Below are 24453 nucleotides of genomic sequence, written 5' to 3'. Positions count from 1 at the left end.
CCGTCACCGCCGAGGCAAGTCGATCCAAAACCATTTTGTAACAGCCGTTACACTTCCCTATGTGACTAATGATCCTGACTGGCTGCTGCTGATGGTGCAGATTCCGGCGCAGCCCTCCAAGCACCGGGTGTCTGTGTGGCGGCAGCTGCGCAAAACGGGAGCGGTGCCTGTATCGCCCGGATTGTGGACGTTGCCTGCGGTCCCGGTGTTTGAAGCCGGTATCGAGCGGGCCAGGGACCTCTGCGGCGAAGGCAACGGCACGTTCGCCGTCGTGACGGTCTCGCCCAGGGATCTTTCGTCGGCTGACCTGTTCAGAACCCTGTTCCGCGCCGCCCGCGCCGAGGAGTGGGCTGAATTCATCGGCGACTGCTTTAAGTTCGGGCAGGAGATCGCCAAAGAGATCGAGAAGGAAAAATTCACCTTCGCCGAGCTCGAAGAGGAAGAGCAAAGCCTGGACCGTTTGCGCCGCTGGTACCGCGAACTCAAGAAGCGGGACGTGTTGGAGCTCTCCGAAGCCCAGGACGCCGAGCAAAAGTTGCGGGCATGCAGCAACCTCCTCGACGGCTTCGCTGACCGGGTCTATAAAACGGTCCACGCCACCGCTGAGGACCAGGACGTGGCCGGGACCTCAGAAAAAGAGGCAGCGGGATGAGCCGGCGGCGAAACGCGGCTGCGGACACCCAGCCCGGCGCCGGGCAGGAACACCCGTCGTTGCGGGTCCTCGCGCCCCTTTATGGAGCCGGGTTCACCACCGCGTTCGGGGCCCACAGCATTGCCGCGGGATTGGGCGTGGAGGGGGGAAACATCGGCCTGAGCCTGCTGACCTTCGGTATTCTTCTGGCCCTCTATGACGTCGCAGAGGTCTTTTTGAAACCAGTCTTCGGCTCGCTGAGCGACAGGATCGGCGTCAAACCGGTGATCGTGGGCGGCCTCATCGCCTTCAGCGCCGCGTCACTCATCGGCGCTTTTGCCACCGGTCCCGCACTGCTGGCCCTCGCCCGCCTTGGCCAGGGCGCGGCAGCGTCCGCATTCTCGCCCGCGTCCTCCGCCGCCGTCGCCAGGCTTGCAGGTCCCGCTGCGGCCGGACGCTACTTTGGCCGCTACGGTTCCTGGAAGGGAATGGGATACGTCCTTGGCCCGCTCCTTGGCGCAGGGCTGATCTGGGCCGGCGGCTTCCCCGCACTGTTCATCACACTCGCCGTGTGCTCGGCAGCGACAGCCATCTGGACCCTTGCCGCCCTGCCCGGACTTCCGCCGCTGCCGCGTCCGCGCTACACCCTGGCTGATCTCCTTCGCCAGAGCACGGACCGCGGATTCCTGGTACCCACAATGGTCCTGGCGGGAGCCACGGGCGCTTTGGGGGTCGCCGTCGGCTTCCTGCCCCTGCTTGGCAACTCCATGGACCTGCCCGTCCCCGTCAGCATGGGTGCCGTTGCCGTCCTGGCGCTCTCATCGACGCTCACCCAACCCGTCATCGGCCGTTTCCGTGATGAAGGGCGGATTGTTCCCCGGACCGGCATGGCGGCTGCGCTGGCTTTGATCGCCATGGGAATCATCATCCTCGCCCTTGCACCACAGCCTTTCACGCTGTACCCCGCCGCAGCGCTCATCGGACTGGGCATCGGCGTCGCCACGCCCCTGGGCTTCGCCCATCTTGCAGCGAACACTCCGCACGAACGGATGGGCCGGACCATGGGCACGGCCGAACTGGGCCGGGAACTGGGCGACGCAGCAGGCCCGCTGATCGTCGGCGGCATCGCCACCATCGCCGGTATCGCGGCCGGACTCGGCTTCCTGGCGGCACTGCTTGCCGCGGCCGCTGCCACCTGCTTCGTTGCGTTGCGCCACACCGGTACAGCCAAGATGGCGGCCGAAACGACTAAAGCTGACTCCTCTTCAGTTACCCTCCGGAATTCGCGGAAACGCACCTGAACTGCAGTGACGCAGGCCCCGGACGGATCAGCAAAAAGTAAAACCCGGCAGGACCGGCCGTTCCTGCCGCCAGAAACTCCCCCCGCGGAACCATTGGGCTGCCCCAGCCGTTACTCTTAAAGTGCGGCTTGGGGGCTTAGCGCCCCAACAGCGTGACTGCGGAACGGTCATATGACGGAATGAGAGAAATATGGCTCGCGCCGCTCTAGGATTTAACGCATGATCCGGCTACGACAACTCGCGCAGGCGGCCTCGGTGATCACCACACCGCTGGCCCCCGAGGACATCCTTGCCCTCTTCAACCCTGTCTTCTCTGCCCGGCAACTCCGTGGCGTTGTGACAAGGGTGGTCCAGGAGACCGCCCAGTCCGCCACCATCTTCTTCCGCCCCGGCCGCGGCTGGCAGTCGCACCTGGCAGGCCAGTGGGCCCGCATCGGAGTGGAACTCGACGGCGTCCGCCACTGGCGCTCCTATTCCCTCAGCGCCGCAGCCGGCAAAGATCCTGCCATCACCGTCACGGACGTCGGAGCAGTATCGGGCACCCTGGTGCGCACCACCCGGCCCGGCGACGTCCTCTTCCTGGCGCCGCCGCAGGGCGACTTCGTCCTCCCCGAGCACCCGCGTCCCCTCCTGATGGTCACCGCGGGAAGCGGCATCACTCCGGTGATGTCCATGATCCGGACCCTTGTGCCGCGGCGTCCGGATGCCGACGTTGTGCTGGTTCATTCAGCGCGTACGCCGGGAGACAGCCTGTTCCGCGAGGAACTCGCCGAACTTGCGGACCAGTTCCCCAACTTCCGGCTGGCGCACTGGTTCACCGGCGAGCAGGGCCGCATGGACCTGACCAGCACCTCCCAGCTGGACGAGATCTGCCCGGACTGGAAGGAACGCGCAGCGTATGCCTGCGGCCCGGACAGCTTCCTGGACGACGCCGAGGACCTCTGGAAGCGCGCGCTGCTGACCACCGCGGCGCCCGGCACGGACGTGGCAGTGGCCGGCAGCGCCGGCAACCTCATGATCGAACGCTTCAACACCACCTTCGCCGGCGGCGTGGGATTCGACGGCGGCCTGGTCACCTTCGAAGCCTCGGACCGGGAAGTGGAAGCTGACGGCGATACCCCCATCCTGGACATCGGCGAGGACGCAGGGGTGCTGATGCCCAGCGGCTGCCGGATGGGCATCTGCCACAGCTGCCTGACCCCCCTCCTGGCCGGACAGGTCCGGGACCTCCGCACCGGCGAGGTCCATGGCGAGCCCGGCCAACTTATCCAAACGTGTGTCTCGGCAGCCGCCGGACCCGTCAACCTCGAACTCTGAGGAGCATCAAGGTATGTCTGTAATTTCACCCACCAAAGCCACTCCCACCGAGAGCCCGCGAACGCGCCCCGGGAAGTTGGCGGAATCCGGCAGCCCCACCGTCCGGCCACCCGCCGCTGCCCACCTCAGCGACGAGCAGGTGGCCGAGCTGGGCCGCGAGCTGGACGCCATCCGCGACGAGATCCTGGGCAAGCGGGGCGCCGCCGACGCCGCCTACATCCGCCGCATGATCAAAATCCAGCGTGGCCTGGAGATTTCCGGCCGCGCCGCGCTCCTGGTCAGCAAAAACAAGGCAGCGTGGGTCACCGGAACCACGCTGCTGAGCCTGGCCAAGATCCTGGAAAACATGGAACTGGGCCACAACATCCTGCACGGCCAGTGGGACTGGATGCGGGACCCGGACATCCACTCCACCACCTGGGAGTGGGACTTCGTTACCCCCTCACGCTCGTGGCAGCACACCCACAACGACCTCCACCACCGCTGGACCAACGTGGTGGGCAAGGACAACGACGTCGGATACAACCTCCTGCGTATGGATGAGAACCAGCCGTGGAAGCCGATCAACCTGGCCAACCCGTTGTTCAACGCCATCCTGGCCCCCATCTTCGAATGGGGCATCGCCGTCTATGACCTTGAGCTGACCGAGTACAAGGCGGGGCTCAAGTCCAAGGAAGCGCTGAACAAGGACCTCAAGGCCCTGGGCAAAAAGGTCATCACGCAGTTCACCAAGGACTACGCCGCCACCCCGGCAGTGGCCATGCTCACCGGCTCCGCCAAGCAGGCACTGTTGGGCACCATCACTGCCAATGCGGTCCGCAACGTCTGGGCGCATGCGGTCATCTTCTGCGGCCACTTCCCCGAAGGCACCGACACCTTCACCGAGGAAATGGTGGAAGGCGAAACCCGGGGTGACTGGTACGTCCGCCAGATGATCGGCTCCGCCAACATCTCAGGTTCAAAGTTCATGCACCTGATGACCGGCAACCTGTCCCACCAGATCGAGCACCACCTCTTCCCGGACCTGCCCTCCAACAGGTACGCCGAAGTGGCTCCCCGGGTCCGCGAGATCTGCCAGCGCTACGGCCTGAAGTACACCACCGGCCCGCTGCTGAAGCAGGTTGGCTCCTCCTGGGCCAAGGTCTTCAAGCTGGCCCTTCCGGGCAAGCCGGCCACTGCCCAGGCGTAACCCCTTTTCGAAAGCACCCCCGGCGGATCACGCCGGGGGTGCTTTTGTTTCTGCCGGTTCAGTGAAACCGGCCGCGCAACCGTCCTAGAGTGGAAACTGCGGGTACCGGAGGACCGGTGACCGCCGTCCCTCCCGAAAGGACTGCCCATGGCACTTATCAAAGTTGGCACCGAGAACAGCACCGACATCGAGTTGTACTACGAGGACCACGGCGCGGGACAGCCCGTGGTCCTGATCCACGGCTACCCGCTGGACGGCTCCTCGTGGGAGAAGCAGACGGCTGCCCTGCTGGCCGCAGGCTACCGCGTCATCACCTACGACCGCCGCGGCTTCGGCAAGTCCAGCAAACCCACCGAAGGCTACGACTATGACACCTTCGCCGCGGACCTCAACACCCTCCTGACCAGCCTGGACCTCAGTGATGTTGTCCTGGTGGGCTTCTCCATGGGCACCGGGGAGGTGGGCCGCTACCTGGGCACTTACGGCTCGGCCCGCGTGGCCAAGGCAGCGTTCCTGGGTTCCCTGGAACCGTACCTGCTGCAAACCGATGACAACCCCGGCGGTGTTCCGCAGGAAGTCTTCGATGGTCTCGAGGAAGCCGTCACCGTAGACAGGTACGCCTTCTTCACGGAATTCTTCAAGAACTTCTACAACGCCGACACGTTCCTGGGCACGCCCCGGCTCAGCCAGGAAGTCATCGACGCCGGCTGGAACCTTGCTGCCGGCGCCAGCGCCACCGCGTCCGTGGCGGCCCAGCCCACGTGGCTGACCGACTTCCGGGCCGACATTCCCAAAATCGACGTCCCGGCCCTGATTGTGCACGGCACCGCAGACAACATCCTGCCCATCGACTCCACCGGACGCCTGTTCGCGAAGGCCCTGCCCAGCGCCGACTACGTGGAAATCGAAGGTGCCCCGCACGGCCTGCTGTGGACGCACGCGGCAGAGGTGAACGAGGCCCTGCTCGGGTTCCTGGCCAAGTAGGCCCTTAACGCACTGAAACGGGTGGCAGCGGAAGTCCGCTGCCACCCGTTCCATGTGGTGGCCAGTTACATCCGGCCGCCACCCATCCCGCCCATGCCACCGCCCGGGCCCTGCGCCGCCGTGTATTCGCCGGCGGTCACGGTGCCGGCGCTGGAGGCGCCGTCCAGGGTCCCTTCGCCGAGGCCCGCGCTGACGGTGGCAGTTCCGCCGGTGTACACGGTGTACTCCGCCCCCGCCGTGATGGCCGCCGACGAGAACACCAGCGACTGCGTTGCCTTGGTGGTGACGAAGGCCGCCACCACGGTGCCGGAGGAGTCGGCGAGCTGGATCACGGTGCCCGCTGACACCGTGGAATCCAGGGCAACCTGGACTCCCGACTGGGTGGAGGTGCTGCCCGGGGTTACCACCATCCCGGCGCTGCCGGCGGCGGCAACGGTACCCCCGGTCACGGCCAGTTCGCCGTTGACGTCCAGCGCGCCGTTGCCGCTGTTTGTGGGGCCGTTGACGATCACGGTGCCGCCGGAGATGGACGCGTTGCCGTTGGAATCCAGGCCGTCACCCTGGGCGTTGATTGTCAGCAGGCCGCCGGTCACCTCCACGGTGTAGTCGCCCACCGTCTCGCCGCCGCCCATTCCGCCTTGCGCCGCGCCCGTGGTGGAGCTGCCGCCCGAGGCGTTCACGCCGTCGTCGTTCGAGGTGACGGTGGCCGTGCCGCCCGCTATCACGATGTGCTGTGCCTCGAGGCCTTCCTCCGACTCCGTCACGGTGGTGGTACCGGCCGCGATGGTGAGGGTGTTGAAGGCCTTGACGCCGTCGTCGGCCGCTGAAACGGTCAGGGTGCCGCCGTTGATGAGGACCCAGCCGCGGCCTTCGTCTGTGTCGTTGTCGCTTTTGAAGCCGTCGTCGCCCGCGGTGACCTGGTAGGCGCCGTCGAGGAGGACGGCGTAGTCCTTGCCCACAATCCCGTCATCCGCTGCCTTAATCGTGACGTTGCCGGCCGCCAGGACCAGGCCGTCCTTGCTGGCGATCCCGTCGTTGTAGTTACCGTCCACCGTCAGCGCTCCGGTGCCGGCGATGGTCAGATCGGCCATGGAGTACAGCGCCGCGTTGGGGGCGTCCGTGCCCTGGTCCGTGTAGCTGGTGGCGTCGCTGAGCGCGTTGTTGGTGCCGTCCTCGAGGAACACGATGGCCTCGTTGGCGCTCTGGACCACAAACGGGGAACCGGTGGAGCTGGTGATGTCCGCGCCGGCCAGGATGATCCGGACGGTGTCCTCCTCGCCGGCAGCGACCACCACCTGGCCGTCGGAAAGGGAACCGCTGAGGCGGTAGGTGCCGGCGGCGGTGATGGTCACCGTATCGCCATCCACTGTGACCGCGTCCGACGTTGTGCCGCCGGCCACGGCACTGGCACCGTCCGCCAGCGTCACGGCTACTTCGCTGGCTGCGTCCCAGGTGAGGTCGTCGGCGTCGTAGTGGGTGTCCTCAGCCAGGGTGTCCAGCGAAACGGCCTGCGCCGTCCCGGTGGTGGCCGTGGAACTGCTGCCGGTGGTGGCGCCGCTGACGGACGACACCCCGGTGGGGGTGGTCGCGGCCACTGAGCAGCCTGCCAGGCCGATCGCGGCGGCGAGGGCTGCAACGGAGAGGTATGAACGGAAGCTTTTCATGGTGAAGGTCCTTTGGGGGAAGAAAGAGAGTGGGAGGGTCAGGCTGCGGGCTGGAGGTTCAGCGACCGGCGAAGCGTCCGGTGCCAGCGGTTGGCCGGCAGGTCCGCCCGAAGGGCTGCCATGCCGGTGGCAAACTTTGAAATCCGGGACGGCCGGATGCCGTGGGCCCAGAGGTGCCGGTCCAGCGGGCCGGCAGTGGAACCGGATTTTGTCTCAAGGATGATCGCGTCGGTAAGGACCCAGGACCGGTGGGCCGGCCGCTGCCAGGTCACCCCGGTATCGATCGTGGCCCGGCTGCCGCAGCCCGGCAGGAGCAACGTGGTGCGGTGGTATCTGGTTTCCAGGACAGGCGCAAGGGTGCCGGCAGGAACGGTGCCGACGGCGGCGGCCAGGGTTTCGCGGACGTAGTCCAGGCCTTCCTCGGTGAGGCGGTCCCGGTCCGCCAGGCGGTACGGGATGCGTTCCTTGACGGTGGCTTCCCGGGCGCCCTCGGTTTTGACTTCCAGGAAGCTGATGCCGCTGTCCACGTAGGTGCGGGTGCGGATCTTGTAGCGCCGGCGGCGGCCGTGGGCCGCCAACAGGTAGCTGTCCAGGGCTGCCGTGTCGAAGTAGACCGAGTCGTAGGCGAAGCTGCGGGCGCCGTCCATTTCCAGGATGCGGGCCTCGTGGCGGAAGGTGGCCAGCAGGTGGCGGGCCACGGCTGTGGGGACCACGTATTTCCGGTCCACCCGGGTCTGGAGGGCGGCTTCGGCGTTGAGCTCTTCGAGTCCCACCGCGGGCAGGAGGTGCAGGTTGTCCATGGGGACGGCAGCCAGGGTGCTCATGCCGCACCGGTCCCGGCGTGTGCCGCGGCGGGGACGGCCTCGCTGGCGGCGGCCTGCTGGGAGGAAACGGCCTGCCGGGCGGGGTAGATGGGCTCGACGACGGACGCCGGCACGGCAGGCCAGGTTGCCGGCACGTAAGCGTAGCGGACGTCCACAATGGTTTTGTCGTTCACCAGGTCCAGTTCCTGGACAGTGGCGGAGTGGACCTTGCCGTGCAGGACTGCTTCCAGCCGGGCGAAGAGCTCGCTGTCCTCGGCGATGGCGCGGTCCAGGATCACGCTCTGGTGCCGGTGGGCGGGGAGCACGCGGGGGTGGTCGCCCACAAACATCACCAGCAGGATCAGGGCCATCAGCGAGACGGTCAGCCACAGGGGTTCGATGCCGAGTCCGGCGATCAGGCCCAGGGCCAGGGCCGAGAAGTAGTAGGCCACCTCATGCTGGGCCAGTTCGGTGGACCGGAGCCGGATGATGGAGAGGACCCCTAAGAGTCCCAGCCCCAGGCCCAGGCTCGCTGCCGAGCCGGAGAGGGCGGTGGCAACGGCCAGGACGCCGACGTTCATGCCCAGGTACGACACCACCAGGTCCCGGCGGCGGTGCCGGCGGAGGTAGAGGGCGAAGGTCAGGAGGCTGATGGCGGCAAGGTCTGCCAGGATAAAAATCAGGGGGTTCATGGGATTCTCCGGGTGGGTTCTCGGTGGGCTGGTAACTACGATGCCGGGCAATACTGTGCCGCTGCTGTGACGGAACCTAGCCGGATATATGAGTGCGGGCTGGTGCTGCGCTGGACGTCCGGTCAACGGGGGCTGCGGCGCTTTTGCCGGCGAACAGGTAGCGCTGCTGCACCGTGAAACTGATGGCGAGCAGGGCGATCTCGGCCAGGATCTTGGCGGGAAGCGGGTGGATCCCGCCGGCCTCCAGTGACCAGATCAGGCCGAAATTGGCGGCGAGCAGCACAGTTACCAGGCCGAAGTAGCGCAGGCCGGTGGACCCGGCAGGCTTCTCCCCGCCGTGCCTGAACACCAGGCGCCGGTTGACCATGAAGTTCACTGCCGAACTGACCGCGCGGGCACCCAGCACCGCCAGGAGCAGCGAGTCGACCAGCACGGTCAAAACCAGGAACACCACGGTGTCCACCAGGAACGCGGCGAAGGACGATGCCAGGAACTTGAGCATCGGTGCGTAAATCCGGACCGAATCGGCAAGCGGCCTGAAATGCGAGCCTGAATTGTGGTCCAGGTACACCGTGGCGATCTCCACCGATTGCAGGGCGTAACCGGCGTGCCGGGCCTCCAGCAGCAGGTTCAGCTCGTATTCATACCTGTCACCGCGGACGGTCAGCAGCCACGGAAGCATCGCTGCGGGGTAGCCGCGGAGCCCGGTCTGGGTATCCGGGATGCGCTCGCCGGTGGCCAGGGTAAAGAGGGCCTTGGTGGCTTCGTTGCCGAACCGGCTGCGGGCGGGCACCTCGCCGGTGAAGTTCCGGCTGCCCAGCGCCATGGTGGCCTGGCCCCACGGCGCGGACCTGTTCTGTTGCAGCGTGTTGGCTACTTTCAGGATGTCGTTGGCCCGGTGCTGGCCGTCGCTGTCGGCGCAGACCACGTCGTGGCCGGGAAGGTTTTCCGCCACAAAACCGAAGCCGGTACGCAACGCGAACCCCTTCCCCCGGTTGCGGCCGTAACCGATGACGTGGCACCCGAGTGCCCTGACGGCGTCGAACACGTCCTTGTACGCCGGGCCGCTGCCGTCATCCACCACCACCACGGGGGCGAACGGCTCGGCGTCGTGGAGGGTGCGGATCAGGTCAGGCAGCTGGCCGTCCGGCTCGTAGGCGGGAATGAGGATGATCATGGCCCGGCCCTAGCCTGCGATGTAGAGGATGTCGGAGGTGCCGCGCTCTTTGTTTTCGCCCAGCGGATTGTTGACCAGGGAGCCGTTGAAATACATGGTGGACGACCCGCCGCCGTCGATGTTGTACGCGGTGGTGGCGCCGAGGCCCTGCATGATTTCAGCTAGGCCGGTCATGGTGACGCCGGCGCTGTAGCCTGGGCTGCGGCCGTCCACCACCACAAACACCAGATGGTTCCCGTCAATGACGCCGACGGCGGTGCGGGGCTGTTCGCCCTGGATGGAGTGGTTGCCGAAGTTGGTGTCCACCTCCACGTCCTCGATGCCCGCGGCCACTTCGCCGTTGTCCAGGAGGGACGGGCCGAAGGAGAGGGTGTTCCAGACGCCGTCGGCAATCAGCTGGTCGGCGGTAGTGGTGGTTTCGTCGTAGACCTTGACGGTGCCGTCGCGGTAGAACGCCAGTCCTTGCCGGGCGCCCTCGTCGCGGAACACCACGCCGTTGCGGATCACGATGCCGGTGTCCCGGAAGCCGTAATAGTCGCCGTTGATAGCGAAGACGGCATTGTTGTCCGCAGCGATGGCGGAGGTGGTTTCGGTGATGTTTTCACCGAAGCTGTTGTTGGCGAAGGCGGATTGGAGGGTGGTGGCGTCATCGAGGACGACGTCGGCCACGTAGTAGGTGACGGTGCTGTCGCCGGTTCCGGTGGTCACCGTGGAGATGCTGATGTTGGTGTCGCCGGCGGAGTAGGACGTGTCAGTGGTGACGGCGGTGGCCGCAGCATCGGCGGCGGTGTCCGCGGTGGTGGTGCCGGCGGCGCTGTTCTGGCTGGCCTCGTACGCGGAGACGTCTGCGATGGCCACGTGCTGGACCACAAAGCGGTCCAGGGCCCAGGCGGTGGCGCCGCCGGCCGAAAGCGTGAGGGCTACAGACCCTGCAATGACGGCCTGCCTGAGGCGGCCCGGCCTACGTGTTGGTTTGTGCTGAGGAGTCATTCCTCATTTTTAGGCGGCCAAGTTAGGAAGCTGATTTGCCGGATATGTGCGGGGCCTGTGAAACCGGATCGGGGCACAGCTGCAGTGCCATGATCTGGAGCTCCGCGGGCCGGAACGGTTTGGTCAGGTATGCGTCAGCGCCGGATGCCATGCCTGCAAGGATGTCGTCACTTTCGGACCTGGCGGTGAGGAACAGCAGCGGCGCTTTGCTCAGGGCCCTGATCGCCCGGGCCACCACGTGCCCGTCCATGTCCGGCAGGCCCATGTCCAGGGTGATCAGGGCGACGGCGGGATCCGCTGCCGCGGCGATGCCGGCGGCGCCGGTGGCCACGGCCCGGACCTCGAAGCCGGCGCGGCCCAGGACCAGGGTGATGAGTCCCCTGATGTCGTCATTGTCCTCAATGACGAGGCAGATGCGTTGCTGTTTCATGAGGCCCCCGGCAAGATTTTGCACCAGTCTACCGTTGGAAGGTGCCCGTGTGGTGTTACGTCCCGCGTCTTGACGTGGTGCTGGCCGGAGCTCCCTGCGGGGCGCCGGCCAGCACTGCGTGCCGGTGTTTAGCTGGCGGCGCCGGCGAAGGCTGTGCGTTTGGCTTCCTCGCGGGCTTCGATGGCTTCCGCCTGGGCGAGGACCTGCTCCGCATCGTCCCGGCGGACCACCACCACGCCGTCGGCGTCGGCGATGACCAGGTCGCCGGGTGACACCACGACGCCGTCGATCGCCACCGGGATCTGCAGTCGGCCCGGGCCGAACTTGTAGGGTCCGGCAGGGGTAACGGAGCGGGCGAAGACCGGCAGCCCGCATTCGGCCAGGGCATCGGCATCGCGGACGGCGCCGTCGATCACGAAGCCGGCCACGCCTTGGTTCCGGGCGCGGATGCCGATCATGTCGCCGATGAGGGCGCGGGACTGGTCGCCGCCACCGTTGACCACAATCACATCGCCCGGCTGCACTTCTTCGAGCGCCTTGTGGATGTAGAGGTTGTCCCCGGGCCTGGTCCACACCGTGTAGGCGGGCCCGGCCAGCCTGGCGCCGGGCCAGGAGGGTGAGAGGGCCGAGGCCACGCCGATCCGTTCCTGGGCGTCGCTGATGTTGGCGGTGGGAATGGCTGCCAGTCGCTGCACCAGTTCAGCGGTGGACAGGGGAGAGCTGAGGTCTGCCTGCATGGTATCGCCGGCCTTTCTGGAGGAGTCCACGGTTACTGCTGCTTCAGGAGTTCATCGATGACGGGCTTGATGGTGGATTCGCGCTCTTCCCAGAGCTTGGCTACGTCGCTGCTGGACTTCCAGGCGGGCTGGGTGGCCGCACCCTTGAGCTTTTCCTGCACGGCCGGAGTTTCCGTGGCCTTCTTCAGCGCGGACTCGAGCTTTGCCACAACGTCCTTGGGCGTTTTGGACGGAACGGAGAGGGCGAAGTTGCTGGCCATCGGCTTGACGTCGTAGCCGGAGCCCTTCAGCGTGGGAACCTCCGGGGCGAACGGGCTTGCAGCGTCCTCGACGACGGTCAGGAGCTTGATGTCGCCGGATTTGTACTGGCCGTAAAAGCTCGAGACGCCGCCCAGGGCGAAATCGGTCTCACCGGAGACGATGGCTGCGACCTTGTCCGCGCCACTGTTGTAATGCACGATGTTGAAGTCCAGGCCAAGCTGGTCCTCGAGGAGACGCAGGTTGATGTGGTCATCTCCTGCGCGGGAGTCGGTGCCCACGGTGATCTTGCCCGGTTCGGCCTTGACGGCGTCGAACAGTTCCTTGATGGTTTTGTACTTGCTGTCCTTGTTGACGCCGATCACCACGGAGTTGGTGGCGAACGAGCCGATGGGGGTGAAGCTGCCGCGGTCGAAGGCGGCTTTTTTGGACGGGTCAAGGTAGCGGCCAAGGATGGAGGGGATGTTGGTGTTGCCGAAGGTGAGGCCGTCCGGCTTGGCCTGGGCCACATAGTTCAGGCCCACTACCTGGCTGCCGCCTTCCTTGTTGACCACCTTGATGTTGGCGCCCAGGTCCTCCTGCATCACAGGAGCAATGATGCGGGCCAGGATGTCGTTGCCGGCGCCGGCTGCGGACGGGACGATCCACTCGATGGTGGAGCCGGCTTTGGGGAAGTCGGCGGCAGCGGTGCTGGATGCCGGCTGTCCGCCGCAGCCTGTGAGGGCCAGGGCAACGGACGCGGCCAGTGCGGCGGTGGCGGTCAGTGCGGGGATTTTTTTCATTTCGCAAGCTCCTTTGATGCGACAGGGGTGATGGTCTTTTTCTTCAGCATGGAAGCGATGAGGGGGCGGACGGCGCCGAACAGGATGGCCAGGACGATGACGCCGATCAGGGTGAGGCTGATGGGGCCCTGCAGGAACACGTTGTAGTCGCCGCGGGACAGGGCCAGGGACCGCTGGAAGTTCTCTTCCAGCAACGGGCCCAGGATGAGTCCCAGGACCAGCGGCGTGAGCGGGACCTTGACCAGCTGGAAGACGTAGCCCAGCAGGCCGGCGCCCAGCATGATCAGGATGTCGAAGGCGCTGCCGTTGATGGAGTAGGTGCCCAGGAACATAAAGGCCAGGATGGCGGCCATGAGGTAGTGGAACGGAACCTTCAGCACGGCGATCCAGACCCGGGCCAGCGGCACGTTAAGGACCAGCAGGATCAGGTTGCCCACGATGAGGCTGGCGATGATGGCCCAGGCCACGTCCGGGTTGTCCCGGAACAGCAGCGGCCCGGGGATAAGCCCGTTCATGGTGAACGCGCCGGCCATGATGGCCACCGTGGCGGAGGTGGGGATGCCCAGGGTGAACAGCGGGATCATCGAGGACACTGCCAGGGCGTTGTTTGCCGATTCCGGTCCGGCGATGCCTTCCACCGCGCCCCGGCCGAACTCCTTGGAGCGCTTGGAGAGTTTTTTCTCCGCGGCGTAGGAGGCCAGTGAGGTGGCGGCGCCCGGAGAGCCCGGGAGCAGGCCCATAAAGAAGCCGATAACCGATCCGCGCAGGGACGGCAGTGCGGAGCGCCGCAGGTCGGTGCGGGTGGGCAGCAGCCTTGCGACCTTGAGCGGGCTCGGCACTCCCAGGGGGCCCTTCTGGGCCTGGCCCAGGACTTCGCTGAGGCCAAAGACGCCCATCACGATGGCCACGAGGCCCAGCCCGTCGAACAGTTCTGGCATGTCAAACGTGAAGCGGGCGATTCCGACACCGGAGTCCACCCCGACGGTGGCGATGGCCAGGCCGGCCGCGGCGCTGAGCAGGGCCTTGGCGGGGTTCGAGCCGGCGAAGCTGGTGATCAGGGCGAAGCCCAGGAGGGAGACGAGGAACAGTTCCGGGGCGCCGAATTCCAGGGCGAGGCGGCTGAACGGGGCCACCACCACAAACCCGACGACGCCGATCAGTCCGCCCACAAAGGAGGCGAGGGCCGCGATCACCAGGGCCGGTCCGCCCCGTCCCTGCTTGGCCATCTGGTAGCCGTCAAGGGTGGTGGCGATGGAGGATGCTTCGCCCGGGATCCGCAGCAGGACCGCCGTCGTGGTTCCGCCATAGGCCGCGCCGTACAGGATGGCGGCCAGCATGATGATCGCCGACGTGGCGTCCAAGCCGAAGGTCACCGGGATGAGCAGGGACACCGCCGCAGCCGGGCCGAAGCCCGGAAGTACGCCCACCAGCATGCCGAGCACGCAGCCGATCAGGGCAAACAGGAGGTGTTCGGGAGTGAAGACGGTGGCCAGGCCACCCAGAAGCTGGTCAAAACCCATGGCTACAGCCCCAGTCCGGCGAGGAAGTCGATGCTGGCGGTAGGCAGCGCCGTACCCAGCCACACTTCAAAAACAAGGCGGGACGCCAGCGCGGCGCCGACAGCCACCAGGACCGCCAGCCACAGTTTCCGCTTGCTGACGAGGAAGAGGATGGAGCCCAGCATCAGGGTCATCACGATGGTGTAGCCCAGGTAGGGCAGCAGCAGCGCGGCCAGCAGGATCGCGGCGGCGATGATCCCCACGCGGGCAATGCCCTGCCGGTCCGGGAAGTCCGCTTCCGGTTCCTCGCTGTTGTCGTCATCAAGCAGCGACACCAGTGCCGAACCGGAATCGTGGTGCGGCGGTACGGACTCCAGTATGTCGCCGATGGCGGGTGCTGCGGCAGCCGTTTTGCGAGCCGCTGCGAGCTGGAGGAGCCAGAGCACACCGGCCAGGGCCATCAGGGTGCCGGCCACTGTTGGGAAGAACCCGGCGCCCACGCCGGACGTGTTGGTGAGGCCATAACCGGCACCCACCACTGCTATGGCCAGGCCCCCGGCGACGGCCGCGGAGGCAACCGTCCATTCAAGCGCAACAGGTGCGTTGAGGGTTTGCATCTTTGTTGTCCGCCTCTCTGCGGCAAAGTGGAGAAAATAGGTGAAGCAGGATTGGTCCTTAACCGTTCTTGCAATCTTGCACAGGATTGCATGTCCGTGGCATAGTGTCAAGCATCACATCGAATGGAACGCGGATCTCAAAGGGGAGCCAGAGTGAGTTTCAAAGCAGTAGTTGCCAGCAGTACGGTCAGGCTGAGCGCTTCCGAGGAGCGCGCCATGAACGTGCTGATGTCCGGGGATATGGCGGGCATCCCGGCCGCTGAAGTGGCCGAACGGGCCCGGACCCATGAATCCACGGTGGTTCGCCTGGCAAAGAAGCTGGGCTACCGGGGCTACCCGGAGTTGCGGGCAGACCTGCGCAGGGACGAAGAGGAGACGGTTCCCAGCGCCACCGTGATGCGCGGGGAATCGGGCCATGACCTGACAGCCTTTATCGCCGACGAGATCAGGGCGCTGAAGCGGCTGCCGCATTTTGTCCCGCAGGAGGACCTGGACGCTGCCGCCAAGGCGCTGCACGTCTCCAGCGTGGTGTACCTGTACTCAAAAAACGATGAACGGCCCACCCTTGAACTGCTTGCCCGCCGGCTGCGGCGGCTGGGCCTGGCAACCGTCCTGCTGGGCGCCACCCCGAAGGACCTCGCGGAAGGCTTCGTCAGCTTCGACGAAAACAGCGCCCTCATAGCGCTGGCGCTGCGGGAAGCGCCGCTGCACCTTCCCACCCTCATCTCCGAGGCGGCGCGGCGCGGCGGCCGGAGCATTGTGCTTTCCGACGTTCCGGGTTACCGTTTCCGGCCCAGCCCGGACCACCTGCTTGCCGCCCGGCGCGGGGACGACACCGAATACCGGACCCAGCTGATTCCCATGGCGCTTGCCTACGCCCTGCAGCTGGCCATCTTCCACCTCGATCCGGACCGCTACCAGGCCACCCGCGACAGCATCGATGACCTGACCAGGCTGTTGGGGGGAGCGGACGAAATACCGCTGCGCCCGTGAGCCATGCAGGCTGGCGGACGGCCCTGAGCGGCCAAGCCATCCTGGCCCAGGCCTCGTGGGTGGGCATCCGGCTCATCATCGGCTACCGCGCGCTCGCCGCCGGGGCAGACCCGGTCTTCCTGGGCGTCCTCGCGTCAAGCTTCGCCCTTCCTGCGCTGCTTGCCGCCTTCCCCGTGGGGAGGCTGGCGGACAAAGTGGGCGGGATTGTGCTGGCTTTTACCGGGTTGCTGCTTGCGGCGGGCGGGACGGGCCTGATGCTGCTGGTGCCGGGGCTGCCCGTGTTGTTGCTGGCCAGTGCCGTGATTGGCCTGGGCCACCTGATGGTCATGGTGGGGCAGCAGGCCTTTGTGGCGCACGTCAGCCACGGCGCCTCCAGGGACAGCGCGTTCGGAACGCTCACTGCCGCGGCCTCGATCGGACAACTGGTGGGACCGCCCGCTGTCACCTTCGCGGCCGCGGCCACTGTGCCCGGCGGCAATCCTCCGGACACCAGCCTTGGCCTGTTGGTGTGCCTGGCATTCAGCACGCTGGCCCTGCCGGCCTACTTTTTCCTCCGCCGCACCGATGCGGGGCTGCGGAAGAACCGGCGGCAAGCGGGGGCGCCCCGGGCCAGTGCGGCCACGGTGCTGAAGACCCCCGGGCTGTGGCGGTCCCTGGTGGTCAGCGGAGCAGTGCTGGTGACCGTTGACCTGATGTATGCGTTCGTCCCCGTGTGGGCGTCGGAGCAAAATGTCAGTGCGCCGGTAGTGGGAATGCTCCTTGCCCTGCGCGCGGCCGTGTCAGTCGCCAGCAGGCTCGGGCTGACGCGCCTGATCGATAAATTCGGCCGCAAGGCAATGCTGATGGTTTCCATCGGTGCGGCAGTGCTCTCGCTCGCCGCGCTGCCCCTGGTGGGTGCCCCCGGCGCCATTGCGGTGATGGTGGGCCTTGGCCTGGGCCTGGGTATTCCGCAGCCTCTGACCATGGCCTGGGTGGTGGCGCTGACCGCCTCGTCGAGCCACGGCGCAGTCCTGGGGCTGCGGATGAGCGTCAACCGCCTGGCGCAGGTTACTTTGCCCGTCGCGGTCGGAGCTTTTGCGGCGCCGCTGGGCGTCCTGGGAATCTTCTGGGCCAACGCCGCGCTCCTGGTCGGAGCAGTCGTGGTGGTGGGCGGTTCCAACGTCGGCTCCCTGCCGCCCCGGGAGGCGGACGGTGGCGGGTCCTAGCCGTCGTAGTGGGTTTTGGCCGGGCCCTGGCCCAGGGAATTGACCACCGCGGTGGCCACGTCATGCAGCTTCGAATTCCGGGTGCTGGAAGCGGTCCGCAGGATTTCGAAGGCCTCCTGCTGGCTGCACCGGTTCTGCGCCATGATGATGCCCACGGCCATGTCGATCTGGGTCCGTGATTCCAGTGTGGCCCGCAGGTTGGCCGCGGTTTCGCTGTAATGCGCAAAACGGACAGCCAGCCGCAGGGCCAGCGACGTCTGCTTAACAAATTCTTCGGCAAATTTCAGCACCCGGCCCGCAAAGCGGTTGGGCCGGCTGGAATAGAGCAGCAGAGCGGCCTTGGTTTCGCCCTCAAGTTCGAAAGGCAGGGCCAGGACCGACCGGACGCCTTCCGCCAGGACTGCCGCCGAGTAGTCCGCCCAGTGGACGTCCCCGCTCACGTCGCGGACATGGACCGTTTCGCGGCCGAGGGAGGCGGACATGCTGGGTGTGTGCGAAAACTCGTGTTCGAGCTGGCCCAGGCCATCGGCCCCCGGGCTGCTGGCAACAGTGGTGGCGGCCTTGCGCGGCCGCAGCAACGTGATGGCGCACAGGATCTCGTCGCCCGGCTCGGAGAGGTTGCGGGCAGAAACCTGCGCAAGTTCGCTCAGGAAGTCCTCCACGTCGGAACTGCTGAGGACCAGTTCATGGAGGTGCTCTGTGATGGATATATCGGGTTTTGCAGTTGACTCGCCGGCCACGATTTTCTGGTGCCAATCGCTCAGGTCAAAACGAGCCAGCAACCCACAGCGGTTCCGCGTGCAACGGGGAACGGGTGACGGTCGCTGGATCGACGAACTTTCCAACGGCCTTCTGCTAAGCCGGTATCCAAAATTATATACACGCGCCAGCCGCTGAAACTGCACCGTCACGGATTGGGCGGCGCCGCGGCAAAAACTGAGTACCAGGTGGTGAAACCAAGAGGTCGCCGGCGGGAGCTGTGCCAAAAGACCAGTACCGCTACGCGTTGTTCACGTTCCCATCGCCCGGAAGTATGAGCGTCATCGAGCAGCCAAACGCCAGGATCCCACAGCGGGCCCGGTCGCTGTGAGTCTCATCATCACTCTTACTTTCAGACAAAGGAGTCCTACTCATGCGCACAATGACGAAGAAGAACAAGGTCCTCGCAACTGCTGGAGCGCTCGCACTGGTGGCCGGCGGCGGCGGCGCAGCCTACGCCTACTGGACCACGACGGGCTCGGGCAGTGGCACTGCCACCAACGCCACGGCCAATGGCACCCTGGCGCTGACGGCAACTTTCGCGGCTGGTCTTGCGCCGGGCAACGAGGCCAGTGTCGCCTACACGGCTGCCAACACCAACACAACAGGCTCCAGGGTGGGCGCCCTGACCGCCACCGTAAGCACGAGCGATCCCACGAACTGCAAGGCCTCCTGGTTTGAGGTCACCGCTGTCACATCCAACTCCCTCGTTGCGGCCGGTGCGTCCAATGTCTCCGTGGGCAGCGGAGTGCTGAAGTTCAACAACAGCGACGAGAACCAGGACGCGTGCAAGGGCGCCGTCGTAACCATCACGGTGGGCAGCGTCTAACAGGCTTCGCCGGCGGGGGAGGACCTGATCCTTCCCCGCCGGCGATTTCCAACCCGCCCGCAACTCCCAGACCAAACCAGAAGGGCAAGACGTGCAGAACGAATCCGGGTACTTCCGCACTGCCATGCGAAGAACCACTACAGCAGTCAAAGTGCTGCTGGTGGGGCTTCTGGTGATGCTCGTTTCGGCCGGCACCATCTTCGCTGCCAGCCAGGGCGGGAGCCAGGGCAGCACCAAAAAGGGCGTCACCATCCAGACCACTCCCGCCAGCCGGACGGTTGACCAGGGCGATACTGTCACCTATTCCGTGGCACTGACCTCGGCCAACGGCTTCAGCGGCACCGTCACTCCCACTGTTTCGGGACTTCCGGCCAGCACGACGGCGGTCTTCGCGCCGGCGTCGGTCACGCTGGGTTCCGGAAAGGCCGCCACGGTTGTGCTCACCGTGGCAACGTCAGCCACCACCCCGAACGGCAAAGCGGACCTCACCCTTTCCACCACCGCCGGCGACAGCCAGGCCGCCGCCGTTGTAGTCCAACTGTTCGTCCAGGCCGCCAAGAAGACGTTCAGCATCTCAGGGAACCTCGGCCAGCTGCTCACCCCCGGATCCACGCTCCCGCTCAATCCATCCTTCGCCAACCCGAACAACAAAACCCTGGCGCTGTCCAACCTGTCGGTGACGATCGCCGGCATCACCAGGACCCAGGCAGCCGTCGCGGCGGGGCTTCCCTGCACCATGGCGGACTACGTGGTGACCAACTACAGCGGAGGCTATCCACTGACCCTTCCGGTCGGGCCCAGCACCCTCAGCAACCTCAAATCGTCGTCGGCAGTATGGCCGAAAATCACCATGCTGGACACGGCGCTGAACCAGGATGGCTGCAAGGGCGCCACGCTTCAGCTCGCCTACTCCGCCGTAGGGGAAGGGAACTGAGATGACATCCGGACGACACAGGGCAGCCACCGGGCTCTTCACAGCCACCACCATAAAGTCTGCGTCGCGGCCTGCGCCCCGAAAGCTGGCTGCCAGGACTGCGGCGGCAACCCTCACGCTGTGCCTGGCGACGGGCGCGGGCGGTGCCTACGCCTACTGGGCACTGCTGGGCTCGGGTACCGGTTCCGCCACCAACGGCACCATGGCAGCTGTCACGGCGCAGGCGCTCGTGGCAGGCGACAGCCCGCAAACCACCCTCGTCCCGGGCGGCACCGCCGATGTTGCCGTCCGGGCGTTCAACCCCAACAGTTACGCCGTGCAGGTTTACGCCATCACGGGCAGCGGCGCGGCCACGGCAGACGCCGCCCACGCGACCTGCCTCACCACCGGGGTGACATTCGTTGCTCCTGCGGCGCCGCTGGCCCCGCCGGTCACTATTGCAGCCAACTCGACGGCGCTGATCACCCTGCCCGGCGCCGCAGCCATGTCCACGGCATCAGCCTCAGTGTGCCAAGGCGCCACATTCAGCCTGCCCGTCACCCTGGAGGCCCGCAAATGAACCGTACAGCCAGGACCCGGATCGCTTGCGTGGTCACGGCGGCGCTCGCCGTTACGTGGGGTGGGCCGGCGGCCAACGCCTACTGGCAGGCCCTGGGCAGCAACGCCGGAGCAGCCCGCGCCGATTCATTACAGGCTGTGGCAGCACCCATAGCATCGGCATCTGCCGGTGCCGCTTCGGTCAGCTGGCAGCAGGGCACGACGGCGGCGGGCCGCCCGGTTGCCCGCTACACCGTTGCGCGTTACGCGTCAGCTGCCGGTGGCACCAAGGTTGCCGCCGGGGGAGCGTGCTCCGGGAATATCGATGCGCTCACCTGCACCGAGGCCGCCCTGCCGGCCGGCACCTGGTACTACACCGTCACGCCCGTCCTCGGCGACTGGGCCGGGGCGGAATCGGCACGCAGCTTAGGTGTCGCTGCTGCAGAAACCACACCACCACCGACGCCAACAATCAGCGCACCGGCGCTGATCACCAGCAGCACTGTCGGGGGTGTCCAGGTCAGCGGCAACGCCGAGCCGTTGTCATCGGTGACGATTACCGCCAAGGACGCTGGCGCAGTGCACTCGGTTCCGAAAACAGTCTCTGCCGACAGCTTGGGCCAGTGGAGTGCCGTGATGGACCTGACCACGCTCAACGACCCGACGGTCACTTATTCGGTGGTCGCCACGGATGCAGCGGGCAACGTCAGTGTTGTTGCCGGGACGGCTACCTCGAGCAAGGACACCACGGCGCCGGCTGTCGAGGCGCTGACACTCCTCAACGGAGGAAGCAACAACAACATTGACCCGGGCGACAAGGTGGTGATCAAGTTCTCCGAGGCGCTGGACCCCTCGAGTATCTGCAGCAATTGGAGCCCTACGGGCGGCAGCCAGGTCGTGGCCGGTTCAGAACAGGTCACTGTCAACGTCGGCACTGACCAGGTACTGAGCGTCGCCATAGGCAGTCCGGCTTGCGGAACTGCGCGAATTGGCTCGGTGAAGCTTGACGGCAATTACGTGGGAGCTACAGCCCTGAGTTTCCACGGTACAGGCGTCAGCGGCTCCGTGGTGTCCTCGCTGGCCTGGAACGCCGCAACGAACGAACTGACGATTACCCTTGGAAGCCGGTTCGGGACAGGCAATTCGGTGAGCAAACCCGGCAGCCACCGCTACACCCCGGCCGCCGGAATGACGGATCGCAATGGCTACGCGCTACCGACAACCCCGTTCACGGGGGCTGCCTCCAAGTTCTGACTCCCCGCCAGCACCATGCCAGCCTCCGGTCCCCTCCCGGCGGCTGGCATTGTGCTGACCCTTATGGGCAGAATGAAGCACGCACCGGCGTTGCCGGAGGCTGACCCCAACACAGTGGCGATGACGCCGCGGAGGGACAAGGAATATGACCAGACTGCTCATCATCGGTCCGCCCGGCTCCGGAAAAGGCACCCAGGCCGAGCACGTGGCGCGGCATTTCGGGATCCCCGCCGTTTCCACCGGCGACATCTTCCGCAGCAACGTCAGCGAAGAGACCCCGCTGGGCAAGGAAGCAGCCAAATACCTGGATGACGGCCTTTTTGTGCCCGACCACCTGACGAACGCACTGGTCAAGGACAGGCTTTTGGACGCCGATGTCGAGGCCGGGTTCCTGCTGGACGGCTTTCCCCGCACGGCACCGCAGGTCACCGAACTGGACAACATGCTGCGCTCGCAGGGCAAGCGGGTGGACGCCGTCATCGAACTGCGGGCACCCGACGCCGAACTGGAACAACGCATGCTGCAGCGGGCCAAGGACCAGGGCCGCAAGGACGACACAGTGGATGTCTTCCGCCGCCGCCTCGACCTCTACCACCGCGAAACCCACGAAGTGGTCTCCGTGTACGCTGGCCGGGGTCTGGTGGTGTCCGTGGACGGCAGCGGGGACCCCGGCGAAATCACGGAGGCGGCCATTGCCGCCGTCGAACACTTCCTGAACGGAAAAGGCGGACACCCATGAGAATTGCAGTGACAGGCGGCAGCGGAAAACTGGGGCGGCACGTGGTGCGCAGGCTCACCGCTGACGGGCATCAGGTCCTGAACCTGGACCGGGCGGGGGACCGCAGCCCCGGACTGGCGATCGTGGACCTCCGCAACTACGGCCAGGTCCTGGATGTGCTGCTGGGACTGGACGACAGGCACTCAGGCTTTGACGCCGTCGTCCACCTTGGGGCGATCCCCGCGCCGGGCATCCTCCCGGACGCGGCCACCTTCGAAAACAACATGCTCTCCACCTACAACGTCTTCCAGGCTGCCCGCCGGGCCGGGATCAAAAAGGTGGTGTACGCGTCCAGCGAGACGGTGCTGGGCCTGCCCTTCGACGTTGACCCGCCCTACATTCCGGTGGACGAGGAATATCCCGCCCGGCCGGAAAGCACCTACTCGCTGGTCAAGCACCTCGAAGAGCAGATGGCGATCGAACTGACGCGCTGGGACCCGGAACTGGGCATCGTGGCGTTGCGGTTCTCCAACGTGATGGACGCCCAGGACTACGAGAACTTCCCGTCCTTTGATGCCGACGCCACACTGCGGAAGTGGAACCTGTGGGGCTACATTGACGGCCGCGACGGGGCCCAAGCCGTGGTCCGGGCGCTCGAGTACGGGGAGCCGGGGTTCGAAGCGTTCATCGTGGCCAACGCGGACACCGTGATGAGCCGTTCCAGCGCCAGCCTGGCCGCGGAGGTCTTCCCGGACGTCCGGGTCACCAAGGAGCTGGGGGAGCACGAAACCATGCTCTCCATTGACAAGGCGCGGCGGCTGCTGGGGTTCGAACCGGAGCACAGCTGGCGGACCTACCACCCCAACAGGACCACACCCACGGAGGACTGACGGAGCCGGCATCGCGGCCGTCAGGTGCGGACGTTGAACTCCGCGCGGCCGTGCCGTAGGCCATTGACCTGGAGCTCCAGGGCGTGCAGACCAGGATGATGGACTCGGGTGGTCATCGGTTTGAAGGCGTGCCGCTTCCCCAGCGTCCTGGTCTCGCCCGGGGCAAGGGTCAGTGCCGTGAGCTTGAAGATCTTCACGGACTGGCTGCCGTTGGCCTTGCGGAAGTGGACCGCGTAGTCCACCGCCAGCCGCGCCCGCTCACTGCCGCTGTTTGAGATCTCGAATTCGAAGCCCAGGTCCCCTGGCATGGCGACCTCGATCCGGTCCAGGCGGAGCTCCGAGACAGCCACCGACGCCGGTTCGAAGCCCTGGAGCGCCAACGCCTCCGGATGGCCCTTCTTAACCAGAGTCCGCAGTCCGTGCCGGACCACCCACGCCGTATTGGCGTCCGGCGCGGCCAGCCAGCCTGCCGCCGTCGACACCACTACGGCGGGTGCGTGGCGCGCCAGGTCGTTGAGGTGGTTGGCCACGGAGCGGCGCACGTACTCCGACGGGTCGCGGTACAGGGCGTCGAGGATGGGAAGGGTGGCTTCAGGGCGCTGAACCAGGGCCGGAACACGGACAGCCCAGGGCAGGTAGGCCCGGGTGCCCTCACTGGCGAGGCGGCGGACGTGTTCGTCGGGGTGGCCCGTCCAGGTCCGGATGGCCTGCAGGGCCGCGTCCGGATCCCGGGCCAGCAGCCGCCGGATGGCAAACTCCCCGGTCAGCCGGGGCGTCAGCTCAGCGAGAAAGGCCAGGCAGTCGCCAAAATCGCGGGCATCATCCGACTCGAGGGCCAGTGTGACGGCGGCCTCGGAGACCGGCCAGAGGATCCATCCGGTCAACCCGGGGTCAGCCAGCGCCTTCCGGAGCACATGGGCCGCCGTCGCGTAGCCGGGGTCCGCCAGGCGGCCCAGGTCCGCCACCAGCGCGGCGCTGACCTGGTCAGTGCGTTGACGCAGGCTGAGTTCGGCCAGTCCCGTGCCGGCCCCGGCCATCGCAGGCCACCGGGCGGCGGGCGCTGCGGTTGCGAGGATCCCGGCCAGCACGCCTACCGCCTGCCGGCTAATCAGCTCATTCATCGCACCCATGCCGTCAGGCTATCCCGCGGCGCCAATCACCACCCCACGGCGGCCAACGGGGATAATCTTCACCGTAGGTCTCATCATCGGCGCAAGGGCGGAACACACACGTGGCACAGGAACCAGGACAGCGAACATCCGG

25 protein-coding genes are annotated in these 24453 nt (G+C 66.4%); 13 read left to right on the top strand and 12 right to left on the bottom strand.

Annotated features, from left to right (window positions below):
* Window positions 1-61: 61 nt before the first annotated feature.
* From QRN07_RS17380 to QRN07_RS17360, 5 genes are all read left to right on the top strand, one after another.
* The gene (locus tag QRN07_RS17380) at window positions 62-652 is read left to right on the top strand and encodes a Chromate resistance protein ChrB (RefSeq protein WP_285241739.1); all 591 of its coding nucleotides are present in this window, start codon (window positions 62-64) and stop codon (window positions 650-652) included.
* The gene (locus QRN07_RS17375; RefSeq protein ID WP_285241738.1) at window positions 649-1932 is read left to right on the top strand and encodes an MFS transporter; all 1284 of its coding nucleotides are present in this window, start codon (window positions 649-651) and stop codon (window positions 1930-1932) included. Before QRN07_RS17380 ends, QRN07_RS17375 begins: the two co-directional genes overlap by 4 nt.
* Before the next feature lie 219 nt (window positions 1933-2151).
* Window positions 2152-3249: a ferredoxin reductase gene (locus QRN07_RS17370; protein ID WP_050685093.1), complete on the top strand. Its 1098-nt coding sequence runs from the start codon at window positions 2152-2154 to the stop codon at window positions 3247-3249.
* Between the two features lie 13 nt (window positions 3250-3262).
* The gene (locus QRN07_RS17365) at window positions 3263-4438 is read left to right on the top strand and encodes a fatty acid desaturase family protein (protein ID WP_050685094.1); all 1176 of its coding nucleotides are present in this window, start codon (window positions 3263-3265) and stop codon (window positions 4436-4438) included.
* A gap of 147 nt (window positions 4439-4585) precedes the next feature.
* A complete protein-coding gene (locus QRN07_RS17360; protein WP_285241737.1) occupies window positions 4586-5422 on the top strand; it encodes an alpha/beta fold hydrolase in 837 nt (278 codons plus the stop codon).
* Window positions 5423-5487: 65 nt separating this feature from the next.
* Here the strand turns inward: QRN07_RS17360 and QRN07_RS17355 are convergent, their stop codons facing one another.
* From QRN07_RS17355 to QRN07_RS17310, 10 genes are all read right to left on the bottom strand, one after another.
* On the bottom strand, window positions 5488-7086 hold the full coding sequence (locus QRN07_RS17355; protein WP_285241736.1) for a carbohydrate-binding domain-containing protein: 1599 nt from the start codon (window positions 7084-7086) through the stop codon (window positions 5488-5490).
* Between the two features lie 38 nt (window positions 7087-7124).
* Window positions 7125-7910, bottom strand: coding sequence for a polyphosphate polymerase domain-containing protein (locus tag QRN07_RS17350; protein WP_285241735.1), 786 nt, complete (start codon window positions 7908-7910; stop codon window positions 7125-7127).
* Entirely contained in the window at window positions 7907-8581 is a 675-nt protein-coding gene (locus tag QRN07_RS17345; RefSeq protein WP_285241734.1) for a DUF4956 domain-containing protein, read from the bottom strand. The genes QRN07_RS17350 and QRN07_RS17345 overlap by 4 nt, the downstream gene beginning before the upstream one ends.
* Before the next feature lie 76 nt (window positions 8582-8657).
* Window positions 8658-9758 (bottom strand): bifunctional glycosyltransferase family 2/GtrA family protein, encoded by a 1101-nt coding sequence (locus QRN07_RS17340; RefSeq protein WP_285241733.1) that lies wholly within the window; start codon window positions 9756-9758, stop codon window positions 8658-8660.
* Between the two features lie 9 nt (window positions 9759-9767).
* Window positions 9768-10748 carry a phosphodiester glycosidase family protein gene (locus tag QRN07_RS17335; RefSeq protein WP_285241732.1) on the bottom strand — a complete coding sequence of 327 codons (981 nt, stop codon included), beginning with the start codon at window positions 10746-10748 and terminating at the stop codon, window positions 9768-9770.
* Between the two features lie 22 nt (window positions 10749-10770).
* Complete coding sequence (locus QRN07_RS17330; protein ID WP_050685100.1) at window positions 10771-11178, bottom strand: response regulator transcription factor; 408 nt, start codon at window positions 11176-11178, stop codon at window positions 10771-10773.
* Window positions 11179-11306: 128 nt separating this feature from the next.
* Window positions 11307-11945, bottom strand: a complete 639-nt coding sequence (locus tag QRN07_RS17325; protein WP_350224302.1) for an RraA family protein — start codon at window positions 11943-11945, stop codon at window positions 11307-11309.
* A gap of 2 nt (window positions 11946-11947) precedes the next feature.
* Window positions 11948-12955 (bottom strand): Bug family tripartite tricarboxylate transporter substrate binding protein, encoded by a 1008-nt coding sequence (locus QRN07_RS17320; protein ID WP_056601298.1) that lies wholly within the window; start codon window positions 12953-12955, stop codon window positions 11948-11950.
* Window positions 12952-14475, bottom strand: a complete 1524-nt coding sequence (locus QRN07_RS17315; RefSeq protein WP_050685102.1) for a tripartite tricarboxylate transporter permease — start codon at window positions 14473-14475, stop codon at window positions 12952-12954. Before QRN07_RS17315 ends, QRN07_RS17320 begins: the two co-directional genes overlap by 4 nt.
* Before the next feature lie 2 nt (window positions 14476-14477).
* Complete coding sequence (locus QRN07_RS17310; RefSeq protein ID WP_050685103.1) at window positions 14478-15071, bottom strand: tripartite tricarboxylate transporter TctB family protein; 594 nt, start codon at window positions 15069-15071, stop codon at window positions 14478-14480.
* Between the two features lie 153 nt (window positions 15072-15224).
* On the opposite strand from QRN07_RS17310, the gene QRN07_RS17305 reads away from it, so the two are divergent.
* Both QRN07_RS17305 and QRN07_RS17300 read left to right on the top strand, forming a co-directional pair.
* Window positions 15225-16064, top strand: a complete 840-nt coding sequence (locus QRN07_RS17305) for a MurR/RpiR family transcriptional regulator (RefSeq protein ID WP_162242826.1) — start codon at window positions 15225-15227, stop codon at window positions 16062-16064.
* Window positions 16061-17269, top strand: a complete 1209-nt coding sequence (locus QRN07_RS17300) for an MFS transporter (protein WP_285241731.1) — start codon at window positions 16061-16063, stop codon at window positions 17267-17269. The genes QRN07_RS17305 and QRN07_RS17300 overlap by 4 nt, the downstream gene beginning before the upstream one ends.
* Here QRN07_RS17300 and QRN07_RS17295 read toward each other — a convergent pair.
* Window positions 17266-18009, bottom strand: a complete 744-nt coding sequence (locus QRN07_RS17295) for a GAF and ANTAR domain-containing protein (protein ID WP_285241730.1) — start codon at window positions 18007-18009, stop codon at window positions 17266-17268. The two genes, QRN07_RS17300 and QRN07_RS17295, sit on opposite strands and share 4 nt — an antisense overlap.
* A 392-nt stretch (window positions 18010-18401) precedes the next feature.
* Between QRN07_RS17295 and QRN07_RS17290 the strand changes: the two genes are divergently transcribed.
* The 6 genes from QRN07_RS17290 to QRN07_RS17265 all read left to right on the top strand — a co-directional run bounded on the left by QRN07_RS17290 (window position 18402) and on the right by QRN07_RS17265 (window position 23190).
* Window positions 18402-18857 carry a hypothetical protein gene (locus QRN07_RS17290; RefSeq protein WP_285241729.1) on the top strand — a complete coding sequence of 152 codons (456 nt, stop codon included), beginning with the start codon at window positions 18402-18404 and terminating at the stop codon, window positions 18855-18857.
* A gap of 91 nt (window positions 18858-18948) precedes the next feature.
* Window positions 18949-19791, top strand: coding sequence for a hypothetical protein (locus QRN07_RS17285; protein ID WP_285241728.1), 843 nt, complete (start codon window positions 18949-18951; stop codon window positions 19789-19791).
* Between the two features lies 1 nt (window position 19792).
* On the top strand, window positions 19793-20350 hold the full coding sequence (locus QRN07_RS17280; protein WP_285241727.1) for a hypothetical protein: 558 nt from the start codon (window positions 19793-19795) through the stop codon (window positions 20348-20350).
* Window positions 20347-21582, top strand: a complete 1236-nt coding sequence (locus QRN07_RS17275; RefSeq protein ID WP_285241726.1) for an Ig-like domain-containing protein — start codon at window positions 20347-20349, stop codon at window positions 21580-21582. The genes QRN07_RS17280 and QRN07_RS17275 overlap by 4 nt, the downstream gene beginning before the upstream one ends.
* Before the next feature lie 145 nt (window positions 21583-21727).
* Complete coding sequence (locus tag QRN07_RS17270; RefSeq protein ID WP_285241725.1) at window positions 21728-22321, top strand: adenylate kinase; 594 nt, start codon at window positions 21728-21730, stop codon at window positions 22319-22321.
* On the top strand, window positions 22318-23190 hold the full coding sequence (locus QRN07_RS17265; RefSeq protein WP_056601315.1) for an NAD-dependent epimerase/dehydratase family protein: 873 nt from the start codon (window positions 22318-22320) through the stop codon (window positions 23188-23190). The genes QRN07_RS17270 and QRN07_RS17265 overlap by 4 nt, the downstream gene beginning before the upstream one ends.
* Before the next feature lie 20 nt (window positions 23191-23210).
* On the opposite strand, the gene QRN07_RS17260 is transcribed toward QRN07_RS17265, so the two are convergent.
* Window positions 23211-24320: a DNA alkylation repair protein gene (locus tag QRN07_RS17260; RefSeq protein ID WP_285241724.1), complete on the bottom strand. Its 1110-nt coding sequence runs from the start codon at window positions 24318-24320 to the stop codon at window positions 23211-23213.
* Between the last annotated feature and the right edge of the window lie 133 nt (window positions 24321-24453).

It is taken from the genome of Pseudarthrobacter sp. MEB009 (genome assembly GCF_030208875.1).
Taxonomy (GTDB): domain Bacteria; phylum Actinomycetota; class Actinomycetes; order Actinomycetales; family Micrococcaceae; genus Arthrobacter.
The sequence above is the reverse complement of the archived record's forward strand: the minus strand, read 5'-3'. Positions and strand labels throughout refer to the sequence as shown.